This window comes from Neolewinella persica DSM 23188, from assembly GCF_000373105.1.
Lineage (GTDB): Bacteria > Bacteroidota > Bacteroidia > Chitinophagales > Saprospiraceae > Neolewinella > Neolewinella persica.
In genome coordinates this window covers 21,973-38,597 of record NZ_KB890491.1, presented here as the reverse complement: position 1 = coordinate 38,597, position 16,625 = coordinate 21,973, and the positions used below count along the sequence as shown (strand labels likewise).

Genomic DNA, 16,625 nt, shown 5'->3' with positions numbered 1-16,625 from the left:
TGGGGGAATGGCGGAATAAAGCTCGTCCATTACTCCATTCGTATTTTCACTTTATTCAGGCCAGCATTCAAGGGGAGTGGCTCGGTAGTAGCAGTAAATTCTCCCCTCACTCCTTTCGGTAGGGTGATATCGTAGAAAATTTCCTTTCCTACCGTTCTGGCCTTCACCATAATCTCACCCACCGGATGAGCCACGGTAGCCGTATAATCCAGGTCAACCTTCGCAGGCCGTATGGCAACTTTACTGAAACCCGGAGCTGATGGCCGAATTCCCGCCAGGGTGGCCAGTAAGTCATAATTTGGGCTGGCGCTCCAAGCGTGACAATCGGAGCGGGTTTCTCCTGGTTTCTCGGGGAAGGTGGTAAACCCCTGATCAAGGTAAGCCGCCCAGACCTTGAGTTGATCAACGTAAAGATCCGCCCGGCCAGTTTGGTAAAGGGCCTGAATGAGGTAGAAGCGGAAGTATTCCGATACCTGGGTGAGGGATTTGTCGGAAAGGACTTTATTGAGAAGGGCTTGTTGGTAAGTTGGTATTCCTTCACTTCCACTTAACATAATTTGTGGCGCGGCCGCAGGTGCAAGGTCGGTTAAGAGGGCCAGTATATTGGCGTGCTGACTGAAGCTTTTTCCCTTTGGGGTATCACTAAATATTTCCCGGTCAGCATTCCAGCAAAGTCGGGTAACCGCCCCGGCAATTCTGTCGGCCTGGTAGCTGTAAGCATTGGCCCGGCCCTGATCTCCGAAGTATGCAAAAAGCTTTGACGCCGTCCGCAGCGCACTGACGTACTGCAAACTGAGGATACTTGAACCACCCTCCAGATCGGGGACGCCGCCGTCGCGGCGTACATTGTTCCATGGCCATTCCGGGGTCCAGTCCACAAAATTCCAGTAGGGCGTTGGGCCGACCAGGCCGTTGGGCAGCAGTTGCTGATCGTACCAATTGAGCACCGACCGGACACCCTCTAGCCGTTCGCGGACAAATGCCGTATCCGGCCGGTGCATCCAGTAATCGCCCACCATTTCCACCCAACTCAGGGAGTACGGCGGGATGACCTGCGGGACGTTGCTGGGGTACCGGCTTTGGGTCAATCCCTCCGTCATCCGGCTTTCGTCGAACATCTTGATCGCTTTGCGCATCAACCGGTCATCTCCCGAAACGTAAAGACTGATCAACGCCTGAATTCGGGTATCACCCACGTACTGCAGCTGCTCGTAGTAGGGGCAATCGACGTACGTTTCCTGGGCGCACATGCGGGCGGTTTGCCAGCCTACTTGCCAGATTTCGTTGGTGCGGTGGGTGTTGTTGGGGTCGGTGAAAGCAGCTATTGGTACAAAAGGGTAGGCAAACTCTTCCGAAAGAATATCTTCTATAAATAGGGTATCCTCTGCAGTCTTAATGGCCAATTCTAGGTAGCGTCCAGTCCTGAACCAGGGAGTACTGTAACTTCTCCTGTCCCCCGCTAAGATAAAAATGTCATAAACCCCTTTGATCTTTTTACCTTCAATTTCATCGCGGTTACCCTTGTCCCCATTTTTATCAAATAAGCTTTCAGCATAAGTAACTTCGACCGTTGCCCCCTTCCCTTTGTTGAATTGAAAAGTGTGAAAAGCATTCACCAACTGAGGAAACTGAAAGAGTATACGACGTTCGCTATTGGGTAAAATAACGTTGAGTGGTACTGTGTCAGGCGTCGTCGGGTGGTTAGTAAACTTTTCATCAACCCTTACGGGGAGCGGCTGATCTAATTGGCTGCGAATAAACTCAGGTATCTCCCGTTCCACCAACCCCCAGTAAATCTCCGTCCCCCCAGCCGCCGGGCTCCCCCGGGTGATGGTTTTTGCCGGTAGCCAATCTCCATCCTCATAGTTTTCACCTTCCCAACCCCAGGGCATTTTTTCCCCATCGATCCAAAGTTGGGGCCCGGCGACGTAGTAAGCGCCCAGTCGACTACCCGCCCCGGTAATGGGGGAGTAGGCCTGGTTATGGTACGTTTTCCACTGCTCGTCCGTCTTCAATTCCTGCAGAACGGATGATTTTGGCTGAAACAGGAACCCCAGCCGGTAACTCTCCTGGCTGTAGGGCCGGTCGATTCCGTAATTCCAGACGATGGCGGCGATGACATTTTTCCCCGTCCTTATATATGGTCTCAGATCGTAGGTCTCGTAACGCCAGTGGGCGAGGTCGCCGCGAGAGGGGCCTTCGCCTACCCACTGGCCGTTGACGAACAATTGGTAGCGGTTATCGGCGGATACCATGACCGGGAGGCTGTCGGGCAAGACTTTCAGTTCAAACGTCCGGCGAAAGTTGACGACGGCGAATTCGGTGGCGGGCGCAGTGGGGTGGGTGATCCAGCTGGCGGGCCAGGGGTTAGCCGTCCAGTTTTGGGCGGTGCCGGAGTTGCTCGAAAAGCCCAGGATCAAGATCACCAGCACTTTCCATAAATACTTGAGTCGGGAGGAGGGGTCAGCTTGCTTTATCATACCATTAAGATGCGAAAAATGAGAAAAACTAACGGAGGAAGGCCAAGTCCGTCATTAACAAGAACTCCGCGTTGCTCCTTTTCTCCTCTGCTCCGCGCGCGAACTCTCAGACATTTTCGCGCGGAGAAGTAGGAGCACCGGAGATGCGCGGAGAAAAAAAGATAGTGGACTGAGGGCTTCAGTAGATCGATCAAGGCCAACAATACCCAAATTCGTTCTCCACACTGCCAACATTACCCATACGTAAAGGCCTTGTTAACCAGTGGTTTACTAAAACCCGTTTTCCCCACGCTGCGCGTGGACAACTGTGCACAACCCTGCACTTATCCACACCTTGCACCTGCGATCGCGCCAAAAGGCCGAGTTATCCACATTTCCACAATTTTACCGAGGTTGAGTCCACACCATACTGACATAGTGGGGTCATAAATCCACACTCCGACGCGAAAAAGTTATTCTGTTGACAATGCAAACCGACAATGTGGATAATTTTGTGATCCCGCATCAATCAGGGCTTTACGTTGTTAGGCCGACGTGGAAAAGCCCCGTGAAATGGGCATAACTAAAGGGAAGAAGAAACGGAGACCTTTTTCTCCCCGTTTCCACAGCCTTAATAACGATAAAAGGATTTAAATTTTAAAAAAGTATTAATAACTATTAAGAGATGGGCGAAACGGAAAATATCCTGGAAGGAAACGGAAAAACGAAAGGAGGAAGTTATCCCCGTGCGGTAAAGATTTGGTTGATCGTGGGGCTCATCATGGTGGTGGGCCAGATCGTGATTGGGGGAATTACCCGCCTGACGGAGTCGGGCCTTTCCATTACCGAATGGGAACCGCTGACCGGGGCAATGCCGCCACTAAACGCGGCCGACTGGCAGACCGAGTTCCAGAAGTACCAGGCCAGTCCTCAGTACGAAAAGATCTTTGCTGATATCTCCATGGACGATTTCAAGTTCATCTACTTCTGGGAATGGTTCCACCGGCAGTGGGCCCGCTTCATGGGATTGGTCTTCGTGGTGGGCTTCCTGGTCTTTTGGCGTAAGGGATGGCTCGACCCTCCGCTGATGCGTCGATTGGGCGTTGTGGTGCTCCTGGCGGCCACCGCAGCCAGTTTCGGATGGATCATGGTAGCGAGCGGATTGATCGATCGCCCCTGGGTCGATGCCTACAAATTAACGCTACACTTAAGCTTGGGAATTATTCTCTTTTCCTACCTTTTGTGGACAACGTTGAAGGTTGTGCAGCCTAACGTCCCTACTTTTCCACAAAATAATGTGGACAAGTGGCGCTGGCCCATAAATATCGTGCTGGGCGTACAGCTTATTCTGGGTGGAATTATGAGTGGTGCAAGGACCGCATTAGTCTACCCAGAATGGCCACTTATGAAAGGAAAGTTTGTTCCTGCTGCAATAACCGACATTTCTGCATGGAGTGTGGATAACCTTGTGTACTACGAGGCATCTCCCTTCCAACCAGCCTTAATTCAATTCTTGCACCGCATGACCGCTTATGGTCTGATAATCATCGTTTTAATCTACTTATACCAAGCCTTTACTAAGGTTCGTAGCCCATTGTTAGTAAAAACTAATACCCTGTTGATAATCCTGTTGATAACTCAAGCTTTACTTGGAATTGCTACGGTAGTCAACAGTTCAGGGCAGGTTCCCGTCGGCCTCGGCGTCGCGCATCAGGTTGGTGCCATTGCCTTGGTGGGAATCGTCGTTTATTGGAATTATATCCTCCGTCCTGGTACTCTGTTAAGAACTGTGGATAAATAGGTGGAAAAAGGCGATTAATAAATTTGTAAATGTTAAAGCCGGTCCGTATGGAGCGAAATTTCGCGCTTATTTCAGCCCTATATTATCTGTACGCAAATAGTGTGTGAAGCTCATTTGGGCACGATAACATTGTCTTTACGCTTACGCTGCATTTTCGGCCCAATCCCCTTTTCGCACCCGAATGAAACGACCACCGAGCAAGATCAGGAGGAGAAAGTGTAAAAGCATGGCACGGGAGTCTGAATTGTAGATGGCCTGAATCACGGTCATCCCAAGATGGAACACCGTCAGGCTTCCGAGGATCAGGCCGACGAATTCCTTATTGCCTTTTTTCAGGTAAGCGAGTAATGAAAGTCCGGCCAGGAAGCAGGCGGCTAATCCGTACATCTTCATCAGCATTACGTAACTCTCTCCTTGTCCGTCGGCAAAACCGGGAATGAGTTCTGCGGCTCCGGGGTAAAATAAAAGCAGGAGGCCTACGCTGGCTTCAATTAGTGTGTGTAGCAAGAGGATCATGGGAATTAGCGATTGAGCTGAAGATCAATATGACGGTACAGTAGCGGTAACAAGTGTTAAAAGACTAAGTTTGTTCCATGCACCCCGACGCAAACATAGCATTTTACCACCCTGGCTTCGCTCGGTGAACGGCGGCAATCAAGAGGACCCGTCCGGCCCAGGGCCGGACGGAAAGGCTATGAGAAACCGGCTCCCGATCGGAGTCGGGGGGCATAAGTGTCGCGGTGTGATTTTGTCCGCACCGCTGCAGCAGTTATTCCATCATTCTTTCTTCAACTATTCACTATGTCTTCCTGGTCTCGTGCCGTCGTCTGGTCCCTCATCGCCGCCGCCTTTATTGGTCCGGGTACCGTTACTACCGCCGCGCGGGCGGGCAGTGAAGGCGGCTGGGGGTATTTACCTTTCGTTTTACTGGCTGCCTTTGCCGGTTTTTTGCTGATGGAAATGGCCGCAAGGTTGACCCTGGTGAGCGGGCAGACCTTAGGGCAGATACTTGGCACGCGTCGCCGATGGTTGGCCATTGCATGTTTCGTGGCGGTGCTGTTAGGGTGCGTTGCCTACCAGGCGGGAAACCTGGTGGGCGCATTGGGTGGTTTACAGCTCTTTTTTGGGCTGGAGCGCTGGTGGGTATTGGTGTTGGGGGCCATTGCCGGGGTCGTATTATGGCCAGGAGAAACGAAATGGATCGCCCGGGCACTGGCCGGTGTGGTTATTATCATGGCGGTCGTATTTATCGTGGCGGCCATACAGTTGTTTTTGGGTGGCGCATCGTTTGCCGGAAATAATACGGTGGCGACCGGTACGGTGATTGGTTTGGTGGGCACTACGATTGTACCCTACAATTTTTTCCTGGCGGCGGGGCTCAGCAAAGGGCAGCAATTGGGCGATATGCGGAACGGCTTGTTGTTGTCCTTTTTAGTTGGTGGCATCATCACGTTGTGTATTGTTTTGGTGGGGAGCGTGGCTACGTCGTTTACCAATTTTTCCGATTTGGCGCGGACGCTGGATGCTGTATTGGGAGATTGGAGCAAGGTGGTGTTGGGCATCGGTCTTTTTGCTGCTGGCTTTAGCTCTGCGGTGACGGCGCCGTTGGCAGCGGCCATTGCCGGCCGGGAATTGCTGGTTCGGGAAGCAGGAGAACATTCCGTTGTGAAACAAGTCTGGTTCCGAATGATCTGGGGTGGGGTGCTGGTCGTCGGCTTATTGGTTGCGCTGCTGGAGATCGACATTATCACCGTCATCCTGGCGGCCCAGGTTGCCAACGGACTTTTGCTGCCGCTCATCGCGGCCATTGTTTTGGTCTTTGCTAATGACCGGTCGTTACTGGGGGGTAAGGTGAATGCGCACTGGCAAAATGCGGCGGGGTGGCTAGTTGCTTCTTTCCTGGCGTATAAGAACTTTGAACTGTTATTGGAAAAAGTTCTGGTATCCGGTATTGGGTTCTGGGCTGAAGCCTTGACCCTTGTTTATGCGGTCGGTCTGACCTACTTTATCTACCGGCGCCGGTGAAAACAAGCTTCACCCCGGTCGGACGGCTACCCGCCAGGGAACGCAGTTCCCCAGCGGGGGCCGTCGGGCCGGCGATGTGCCGCAAGTTCTGACCCCGTCCGACGGACCTGATTTGAGCGCCGCAGGCGCTAACCAGTATCCGTCCGACGGGACCCCTGCTCCTTAACAACTCCTTTGCACCCGCGCCCGCGCCCGCTAAAAACCCGTCTTTTAACGACAAAACCCAATATCTCACCCCAAAATTTTAACACGCTATCCACCGTTCTCTTACAACAATACTACAGTTGTAATCTTTTCCTTATTTTGGAGTTCTTTTCTCTGTGTACAGTAAGCTTTTTATTATGCCCCAAACCAATCACTACGATCAGTTGATCCAGAAGCTCGACAGCTTCACTCGGAAATACTACCTCAATTCGGTTATCCGAGGCTTGCTGTACACTACCGGCCTGGTGCTGGCCTCTTTCCTGTTGGTCAGCTTGCTGGAGAGCCAGTTCTTTTTTGAGACGGGTACCCGCAAGATGATGTTCTACGGGTTCGTCGGCCTTAGCCTGGTCGCCTTAGGTGGCTGGGTACTGCTGCCGTTGGCCCATTACTTCCGTTTGGGCGAAGTGATTAGCCACGAAAAAGCTGCGGAGATGATCGGCAGCCATTTTACGAACGTGAAGGATAAACTGCTCAACGTACTTCAGCTGCGCCAACAGGCGAGTGCCGGTGGCGATACCAGTTTGATTCTGGCATCCATCGACCAAAAAGCATCGGAGATCAGCCCCGTATCCTTTCCCTCCGCCATCGATCTGAGCAAAAATCGCCAGTACCTGAAGTATGCGCTTCCCCCCCTGCTGCTGCTCTTGGTTATTCTATTCGCGGCTCCGAGCCTCATTACTGATGGCACTAACCGCTTGCTGCGGAACAACGAAAAATTTGAACGTCCGGCGCCCTTCTCTTTTGTGGTCGACCAGGGCGACGAGTTGGAAGTGATCCAATACGGTGATTTCCCGCTGACGGTCAAAGTTGAAGGAGATGTCCTTCCTTCCGAAGCCTACATTGAGGTTGATGGCTACCGCTACCGCCTGCAGAAAGAGAACGCCAACACCTTCAGTTACCAGTTCAGCAACGTACAGGCTGATACTGAATTCAAACTGTCGACCTCGGAAGTAGAAAGTGACGAGTTCACCCTATCCGTATTACCGAAACCCAACATCGCCGCTTTCACTGTAGAGTTGGATTACCCGAATTACCTCGGTCGGCGCGACGAACAGCTGGCTAATATCGGTGACCTGACGGTTCCTGCCGGAACCAAGATCAAGTGGTCTTTTGACACAGAAAATACCGACAACATCGATCTTCGTTTTGCCAACGAAGCGGAATTCACCCCCCTTCGCCGCGACGGCTCCGACCTCTACAGTTTTGATAAGCGGGCGATGAAGAATGATCGTTACACCCTGTACATCGGTAACGAACGCCTGCCGCTGGCCGATTCTGTCAGCTATGGCCTCTCCGTCATTCCTGATCTTTATCCCCAGATAACGGTAGAATCCTTTCCTGACAGCACCGACGAAAAACTTCTTTTCTTCCTTGGCGAAGCCTCCGATGATCACGGCGTAAGCAAACTCAATTTTGTTTATCGCATCAAAAACGGAGAAACCGGCGCTGAAGGAGATGAGCAGCGCGTCTCCATCAGTGGCCCGGCCGGGAAGCAAACCCGCTACGACTACGTTTGGGATTTAACCAACGACCTGGCGTTGAACCCCGGCGATGAATTGACCTACTACTTCGAAGTATTTGACAACGACGGTGTCAACGGCGCAAAGTCTGCCCGTACCGGTGTCATGGCTTTCCGCAATCCAAGCAAAGAAGAACTGAAAGAGCAGGAGGACCAGAACGACAGCAAGGTTAAAGAGGAACTGAAAAAAGCCCTCGAAGCAACCAAAGAGCTGAAAAAGGATACAAAGGAACTGCGCGAGAAAATGTTGCAGGAAAAGGAGTTGGACTGGAAAATGAAAAAAGAGCTCGAGAAGCTCGCCGAGCGTCAGCAAGAAGTGCAGAAGCAAATCGACGAAGCACAGAAAGCATTCCAGGAAAACATGGAAAAGCAGCAGGAACAGGACGAGCAGATCCTTGAAAAGCAGGAAAAACTTCAGGAGATGTTCGAGAAGTCGCTCGATCAGGAAATGCAGGACCTGATGAAGCAGATCCAGGAATTGATGGAAGAGCTCAACAAGGAAGAGGCCCTCGAAAAGATGGAGGAGATGGAGCTCGATGACGAGCAGACCGAAGCCGAGCTGGATCGCATGCTGGAACTCTTCAAGCAACTCGAAGTAGAAAAAGAAATGCAGGACCAGATCGATAAACTTGAGGAACTGGCAAAGGAGCAGGAAGAGCTTGCTGAGCAAACGGAGAAGCAGGAAAAGCCTCAGGAAGAGCTGGAAAAAAAGCAAGAAGAGATCAAGGAAGAATTCGAGAAACTTCAGGAGGAAATGAAGGAGACCGAAGAGAAAAACGAAGAACTCGAGAAGCCGATGGACATGGAAAATGACCAGGAAAAGCAAGAAGAGGTCAAGAAAGACATGGAAGGTGCTCAGGAAGACATGGAGAAGCAGGAAAACCAGGAAGCTTCTGAAAAACAAAAGAAGGCCAGTAAAAAAATGAAAGAAATGGCAGAGTCCATGGCCGCTTCCATGCAGAGTATGCAGCAGGAAGGGATGGAAGAAGACATCGCTGCCCTTCGTCAGTTATTGGAAAATATTGTCGACCTCAGCTTCGATGAAGAGGAGGTGATGGAACAACTTGATATTACGACCGTCAATACCCCACGGTATGTAGAATTGGTGCAGGATCAGTTCCAGATCAACAACGACTTTGAATTGGTAAAGGATTCCCTGAACGCACTGGCGAAACGAAATTTCCAAATCGAAACATTCATTACCGAGAAGGTCACTGAAATCAAAGGAAATCTGAAAGGTACCGTTAGTGAACTCGAAGAACGGCGTACCCCTCAAGCCCGGGCTATTCAACAACGGGCAATGACTGGGCTCAATGATCTGGCGCTGATGCTCAGCGAAAGCATGGAAAACATGCAGCAGCAAATGGCCGGAATGATGGCGGGTGACCAGCAATGCGAGAACCCCGGTGAAGGCAAAGGTAATAAGCCGGGTAAGCCAAGTAAAAACCCCGGAAGTGACAGTCAACGTAGCCTCAACGATGCCATGGAAGGCATGAAGGAAGGCTTGGAAAAAGGAAAAGGTGAAGGCGGTTCGGCTAAAGAATTCGCTGAAATGGCCGCCCGGCAGGCAGCCCTGCGCAAAGCGCTGGAAGGCAAGCAAAAAGCCAAACAGCAAGGCGGTGAAGGCACCGACCCCGAACTGCAGGAAATGATCGACAAGATGAACGAAGCAGAAGAAGACCTTGTAAATAAGCGGCTCACCAGTGAGATGATGAAGCGCCAGCAGGAGATACTGAGTAAAATGCTTGATCACGAAAAAGCGGAACGTCAGCAGGAAATGGACGAAAAACGTAAATCTGAAACGGCGCAACAACGCCGCAAGGAATTACCCCCTAGCCTGGAAGAGTACATGAAAAAACGCAGAGCTGAAATAGAAATGTTCAAGCGGGTAACGCCTGAATTGAATCCATATTTCCAGGGATTGGTTGACGAGTACTTCCGGTCTTTACGAGGGAATTAGTAGCCATACTTCTTCACATTTTGTTTTTCGCTTTGCGAACCTTATACTTGTTTTTACGTAATTAGGATGATAGTCAATGTGACGCTTATGAATTTTAGCGTCTATATCTTGTAAGTCAACCAATTACAACCTTTTCCCGTGGTTGTGATGTTTACATTAAAAAGTCTTCCCCTTGTCATCAGTCAGAAATCAAACAGCTCAAACATATATGCTTCAGCTAGCTTCGGATCCCAGCAACATTAATAAGGTGGAAGGTTATGTGAATCAGATTGCTGATCGCTACCAACTTGACCAGGAAAAGCATGCCAATCTTTTGATTAGCCTGACGGAAGCGGTTAACAATGCCATCATTCATGGCAACAAACAGGACCGCACTAAAACAGTAAGTATAAAGCTGGCTCAAACCCGCAACGGCCTTGCCGTGCAGGTAACTGACCAGGGGCGTGGTTTCAACTACAATAAATTACCAGACCCTACGTCTCCCGAGCGCCTTTGCGAATGCGGCGGTCGTGGCGTATTTCTGATGAACCAGCTTTGTGATAAGCTACGCTACATCAATGGCGGTACCACCGTCGAAATGCAGTTTCGCCTGAAGTAATGGCAACCGAAATTTTGTTCCACCTTGAAGAGGGAGGCACTCTGCTTCCTGAGAATCTTCATGCGGTAACTAGCAAATGGATCGAATCGGTTATCGTAGAACGGGGTGGACAAGCCGGTGCGATCAATTATATTTTCTGCGGCGATGATTACCTCCTTCAAATGAACGTGGAATACCTGAACCACGATACCCTGACGGACATCATTACCTTTCCTTACGAACACTTTCCCCTCGTTTCCGGAGACCTTTTTATTTCTACCGAGCGGGTTACCGATAACGCAACTGATCGGGCAATCAATTATTCGGAAGAACTGCACCGAGTCATTATTCATGGGGTCTTGCACCTTTGCGGACAAGGAGATAAAACCGAACAAGAAGCTGAAGAAATGCGGCAGCTTGAGGATTGGGCCTTAAGTCTACGACCTGATGCGCTTTTATAGAGTCACAGATCAGCACTGGTTTAAACTCTGTGCATCCGCTTAATATGGGATGCTATCCTATTGATAAGGCGGGTACGCAGGATGCAAAGCAAGTTTTAAAAAGCAAGGTCCCTGCAACGCCTAACTGATCGTAAATACCCAAACCCTTGTCCACCATATACCCACGGATTTTCCACATCTTTGCGTAATTTCTAAGCAATTACCCCAAGTGTTCTGTCAATAGTCAATGTTGACCGTTTACTAGTACGGGAGCCAAGTGATAAATTCCCATGAAAGTCCTTAAGTTCGGCGGTTCCTCCGTCGCTAAGCCAGAGCGGATTCGCGGCATCGTTGATATCCTCAAAGATTACTACGCAGCCGGTGATCACTTCACCGTAGTCTTCTCCGCCTTCGGTGGAGTGACCGATAGCCTGATTGAGATGAGCCGCCTGGCTGCAGCCGGCGATGACCGGTACGGAGAGGCATTCCAGGCTTTCGCTGACCGACACCAGAAAGCCATTTCTGACCTGTTACAAGATGGCCACCTGTTGGAAGAAACCTCTGCCCAAATGCGGAAGTCCCACGACGTACTGAAAAATCTACTCTACGGCGTTTTTCTCGTCCGTGAAGCGAGCAGCCGTACTATGGATTATGTGCTCAGCTTCGGTGAGCGCTCTTCTGCCTACATCATTTCACAGACCCTGCAGCAAGCTGGTATTCCTGCTGAATTCCTTGATGCGCGTAAGGTTATCCGTACGGATAAAGCCTTCAGTGCAGCGAAGGTTAATTTTGACAAGTCCTACGAACTAATTAATAAATACTACGCAGAACACACTAAGGTTCAGGTAGTTACAGGTTTTATCGCTTCTGCTAAAGGAGGGCTGACTACTACATTAGGCCGTGGAGGGTCAGACTACACTGCTTCCTTGATTGCTGCCGGACTCAACGCCGATGCGATCGAGATATGGACAGACGTAAGTGGTGTACTGACGGCTGATCCCCGCCGGGTGAAGAAGGCGTTCACCATTCCGAAACTTACTTATGCGGAGGCCATGGAAATGTCCCACTTCGGGGCTAAGGTAATCTATCCGCCCACCCTGATGCCCGCGTTGAAAAAGCGTATTCCACTCTACATCAAGAACACGTTTGATCCGAGTTTTTCGGGGACCAAAGTCAGTGAAGAAAACAACCCCGACGATGGAGTAGCCGTAAGGGGAATTAGCTCGATTAATAACGTTGCCCTATTGACTTTGTCCGGTAGCGGCCTGTTTGGTGTTCCCGGCATCAGTGCCCGCCTGTTCAGTGGGCTGGCGCAGAAAGGAATCAACATCATCCTTATTACCCAGGGCTCCAGCGAGCACGCCATCAGTTTTGCGGTGCAACCCTCTGATGCAGATCGGGCTAAGGAAGCTGTAAGAGATGCTTTTGCCTATGAAATCGATCGAGGCGTAGTGAATGCAGTGAAGGTGGAGCGTGACTTAAGCGTCATCGCCATCATCGGTGAGAACATGCGCTACCAACCAGGTATTTCCGGCCGCCTGTTCCAGGCGTTGGGGAAAAACGGGATCAATGCCGTTGCCATCGCTCAGGGCTCCAGCGAACTCAACATAAGCGTAGTTATCCCGAAGGAAGATGAGAACAAAGCACTCAACGCTTTGCATGAAGCTTTCTTCCTCTCTGAGTATAAAACACTTCACCTCTTCGTGGTTGGTGTCGGCTTGATCGGTGGAACTCTCCTACAACAGATCCGGGAACAGAACGAATACCTTCGTACTAAGCTTGGAATGGAAGTTAAGGTAGTTGGCATGGCTAACTCCCGTAAGATGATCTTTGCTGAAGATGGCCTTGACATCGACGAAGAATGGATGGACCACCTGATGGCCAAAGGTACGGACGCCGACCTGGCCGTCTTCGTCGGCCGGATGCGTGACCTAAACCTCAGCAACAGCATCTTTGTAGATAATACGGCCAACGATAAAATTGCCAGCTATTACCCCGGTATCCTCGATGAGAGCATTAGTATTTCAACACCGAACAAGGTAGCCAACTCATCAAGCTTTCTGCAGTACCAGCGGTTGAAAGCAATCGCAGCCAAACGAGGCGTTCAGTTTCATTACGAAACCAACGTTGGTGCTGGCTTGCCGATCATTTCTACTTTACAGGATCTACTGGATAGTGGGGACCGCATTCGGAAAATAGAAGGCGTACTCAGTGGATCGCTTAGTTTCATCTTCAATAACTTCGATGGTAGTCGCCCTTTTCATGAGATAGTTAAGGAGGCAAAAGAGAAAGGCTTCACGGAGCCAGACCCCCGCGTAGACCTCTCGGGCAAAGACGTAGGTCGTAAGATCCTCATCCTCGCCCGCGAAACCGGAATACCGATGGAGACGGAGCACATCAAGCTGATTGGTTTCTTACCCGAAGGAGCAATGGAAGCAGAGAGTGTCAACGACTTTTTTACGGTACTGGAAAACAACGCCGATTATTTTTCTGGCCTGCAGGCCGATGCGGCAGCTGAAGGAAAAGTACTTCGCATGATTGCTACTCTTGAAGGAGAGGAAGCTAGCGTTGGTATTCAGGCAGTAGATTCAGATAACCCATTCTACGGACTGAACGGCAGCGACAATATGATTGTCTTCACCACCGACCGCTACCGTGAGCGTCCTCTTGTCGTACGAGGCCCGGGGGCTGGGGCTGAAGTAACGGCCGCCGGCGTTTTCGCCGAAATAATTAAGATCGGTAAATTCTTAAGTTAATCGCCATGAGTAAGGAAGTACGTGTATTTGCTCCGGCTACGGTAGCCAATGTTGCCGTAGGTTATGACATTCTTGGCTTCGCCATTAATCGGCCGGGAGATGAGATTGTAGCCCGCTTCAATCCGGAGTTAAAAGGGCTTAAGATTACGGCGATTACCGGTACAGGAGATAAGGTCCTGCCTTTCGATATTGAACAGAATACCGCCGGTGTTGCCGCTCAACGGTTACTCGAACACCTTGGTATGACCGATATTGGTATAGAACTGGAGGTGCACAAGAAGATGCCTTTTGGTTCCGGCTTAGGGTCCAGTGCGGCAAGCTCCGCTGGTGCGGTCGTTGCTATTAACGAATTACTTGGCGCTCCCCTCTCCCGTGAATCACTCCTGTATTTTACTGTTCTCGGTGAGGTAGTTGCTGATGGTAGCTTCCATGCTGACAACGTTGCACCTTGTTTAGTAGGCGGTATTACGCTGATTCGCTCAAATGAATCGCTGGATATTCACCACCTGCCGGTTCCGGCTAATTTACATGTTGCGGTTATACATCCGGAGCTGGAGATACTTACTAAGGATGCTCGTGCCGTACTTTCTGATACCATACCGCTGAATACAGCGGTACACCAAATGGGAAGTTTAGCCAGTTTCATTGTCGCGCTATATACCAATGACCTTCCTTTGTTGGGCCGTTCTCTTCATGACTTTATCATCGAACCCCAGCGGAAGCAGTTGATCAAAGGCTTTGATGATGTGAAAGCAGCAGCTATGGCACGTGGTGCTTTGGGGTGCAGCATCAGTGGTGCCGGCCCTAGTATGTTTGCTATTTGTGATTCTGGTTACCTCGCACAGGCCGTCGGTCAGGGAATGATCGAAGCTTTTGCCGCACACGGAATAGATAGCCAGCTCTATGTTTCGCCGATCAATCAAGAAGGCGTTGTCGTTCTTTCCTCAGAAGCAACCTCTTAACTAATTAAGTTCAAGTAGATATTAGTGACTCCGTCTAAGGAGATTACCCAACACTCACTATCTATTACCCCACTCCCACTAATATGCAGTTCTACAGTACTAATGACCCCTCGCATAAAGCAAGTCTTTCCGAAGCCATCTTTCGTGGCTTGCCTGCTGACAACGGCCTGTACATGCCTGAGCACCTTGATCCCCTACCCCAGGAGTTTTTTAAAGAGTTGCCTTATATGTCTTTTGCTGAGATTGGTTACCGCGTTAGCCGACACCTACTCGGTGATGATGTGCCCGATGCAGAGCTTAAAGCACTGGTGTATGATGCCGTCAACTTCCCCGCTCCGGTAATAAAACTGGACAATCAACGTCGGGTACTTGAGCTCTTTCATGGTCCAAGCCTGGCCTTCAAAGACTTTGGAGCACGGTTTATGTCCCGGCTCATGGGATACTTTAATAAGGGGAATGATAAAGAATTAGTGATCCTGGTCGCTACTTCTGGTGATACTGGAGGTGCAGTAGCTGCCGGGTTTTATCAAACACCCGGTATAGAGGTCGTTATTCTTTACCCAAAAGGGAAGGTAAGTTTACTGCAGGAAAAGCAGCTGACTACCCTGGGACATAACATCCATGCCCTTGAGGTAGACGGTACTTTTGATGATTGCCAGGCCATCGTAAAGAAGGCTTTCCTTGATCAACAGCTGCGCAAAGAGATACGCTTAAGCTCCGCCAACAGTATCAATATATCCCGGCTGATCCCGCAGACCTTTTATTACTTCGAGGCTTACAAGCAGCTGGGCGCTAACGGTGACCCCATCGTGTTCTCTATACCTAGCGGTAACTTCGGCAACCTTACCGCAGGATTACTAGCCCAAAGAATGGGACTTCCGGTCAGTCATTTCATTGCAGCAACCAATGAAAATAATGTAGTTCCGGAATTCCTGGAGTCAGGAATTTATACCCCGAGGCCTTCCGTAGCAACGCTTTCTAACGCAATGGACGTAGGCGCTCCCAGTAATTTTGCCCGGATGTTGAATTTGTATGGACACATCAATGGTCTGAATCCGCTATCCCCTTCTACCCATGCCGATATGCGCGAGACCATTACAGGCTATGCTTACGATGACGCAACCACCGAACAAGCGGTTCGTGAAGTAAAGGATCGCTTTGATTACATCATTGACCCTCACGGTGCAGTTGGTTACTTAGCGCTTACGGAATGGCAGAAAACCCACCCAAATACTCGTGGCGTGATCTTGGAGACGGCCCATCCTAGTAAGTTTAAGCCTGATGTTGAACGAATCCTTGGCCATGAGATTGATGTGCCCAAGAGGTTGTCCGAGCTGGAGCACAGGGAGAAAGTGGCTATTCCAATGGGTGTTTCCTATGAACCAGTTAGAGACTGGTTGCGGGAGAAGTATGGATAAGCAAGATTAACTTGTGCTTGATAAGCCCGATGTTCCACGTGGAACATCGGGCTTCTTGTTTGTAATTCAATCATAATGTTCCACGTGGAACATTGCTTTTTTTGTGGCGGGTGCGCAGGTGCAGTGGAATGTATTGAGGAACAAGGAGGGGAGTTTGTCCGACTGGAGTCGATACTATGTTAGAAAGCTACTGCGAGCTAAATGTGTCTCCACTTCTGCTCGTTCCGTCCGTTTAGGTTGCGTTCTCTCCGTATTGCCTCTGTGCCTCCCTCGGTGCAGTCCTTCTGTGAGAACCCCGCCTCGTACTGCTGACCAAGCTGTAAATAGTCCAGTTGTTTGGTGTCATCGCTCATATTCGGACTAGCAATCTTCAGCCTTAAGGTCGCTCTTTGCTTAGGATATTTCCTTTGCACCTGCGACCGCGCCATCTGATTGCAAAAATGTAGACTAAAAGAGTAATTCACCTGACCGAAAACACCTGGGCTGAATTCATGTTGTAGGGAG

At 50.2% G+C, this 16,625-nt stretch carries 10 protein-coding genes; 8 read left to right on the top strand and 2 right to left on the bottom strand.

What is annotated here, in order from left to right; genetic code table 11:
- Positions 1 to 29: 29 nt before the first annotated feature.
- A complete protein-coding gene (locus B036_RS31175; protein WP_020571638.1) occupies positions 30 to 2,480 on the bottom strand; it encodes an alpha-L-rhamnosidase-related protein in 2,451 nt (816 codons plus the stop codon).
- 664 nt (positions 2,481 to 3,144) lie between these two features.
- Here B036_RS31175 and B036_RS0125890 point away from each other — a divergent pair.
- Complete coding sequence (locus tag B036_RS0125890) at positions 3,145 to 4,260, top strand: COX15/CtaA family protein (protein ID WP_020571637.1); 1,116 nt, start codon at positions 3,145 to 3,147, stop codon at positions 4,258 to 4,260.
- Positions 4,261 to 4,401: 141 nt separating this feature from the next.
- Here the strand turns inward: B036_RS0125890 and B036_RS0125885 are convergent, their stop codons facing one another.
- Positions 4,402 to 4,776 carry a hypothetical protein gene (locus B036_RS0125885; RefSeq protein WP_020571636.1) on the bottom strand — a complete coding sequence of 125 codons (375 nt, stop codon included), beginning with the start codon at positions 4,774 to 4,776 and terminating at the stop codon, positions 4,402 to 4,404.
- 285 nt (positions 4,777 to 5,061) lie between these two features.
- Between B036_RS0125885 and B036_RS31170 the strand changes: the two genes are divergently transcribed.
- The 7 genes from B036_RS31170 to thrC all read left to right on the top strand — a co-directional run bounded on the left by B036_RS31170 (position 5,062) and on the right by thrC (position 16,121).
- Positions 5,062 to 6,285: an NRAMP family divalent metal transporter gene (locus B036_RS31170; protein WP_020571635.1), complete on the top strand. Its 1,224-nt coding sequence runs from the start codon at positions 5,062 to 5,064 to the stop codon at positions 6,283 to 6,285.
- A gap of 341 nt (positions 6,286 to 6,626) precedes the next feature.
- Complete coding sequence (locus tag B036_RS0125875; RefSeq protein WP_020571634.1) at positions 6,627 to 9,968, top strand: DUF4175 family protein; 3,342 nt, start codon at positions 6,627 to 6,629, stop codon at positions 9,966 to 9,968.
- A 208-nt stretch (positions 9,969 to 10,176) separates the two neighbouring features.
- The gene (locus B036_RS0125870; RefSeq protein WP_020571633.1) at positions 10,177 to 10,566 is read left to right on the top strand and encodes an ATP-binding protein; all 390 of its coding nucleotides are present in this window, start codon (positions 10,177 to 10,179) and stop codon (positions 10,564 to 10,566) included.
- Complete coding sequence (gene ybeY, locus B036_RS0125865) at positions 10,566 to 11,006, top strand: rRNA maturation RNase YbeY (RefSeq protein ID WP_020571632.1); 441 nt, start codon at positions 10,566 to 10,568, stop codon at positions 11,004 to 11,006. Before B036_RS0125870 ends, ybeY begins: the two co-directional genes overlap by 1 nt.
- 269 nt (positions 11,007 to 11,275) lie before the next feature.
- Positions 11,276 to 13,741 carry a bifunctional aspartate kinase/homoserine dehydrogenase I gene (gene thrA / locus B036_RS0125860; RefSeq protein WP_020571631.1) on the top strand — a complete coding sequence of 822 codons (2,466 nt, stop codon included), beginning with the start codon at positions 11,276 to 11,278 and terminating at the stop codon, positions 13,739 to 13,741.
- A gap of 5 nt (positions 13,742 to 13,746) precedes the next feature.
- Positions 13,747 to 14,703: a homoserine kinase gene (locus B036_RS0125855; protein ID WP_020571630.1), complete on the top strand. Its 957-nt coding sequence runs from the start codon at positions 13,747 to 13,749 to the stop codon at positions 14,701 to 14,703.
- Between the two features lie 83 nt (positions 14,704 to 14,786).
- Entirely contained in the window at positions 14,787 to 16,121 is a 1,335-nt protein-coding gene (gene thrC / locus B036_RS0125850) for a threonine synthase (protein WP_020571629.1), read from the top strand.
- The last annotated feature ends 504 nt before the right edge of the window (positions 16,122 to 16,625 follow it).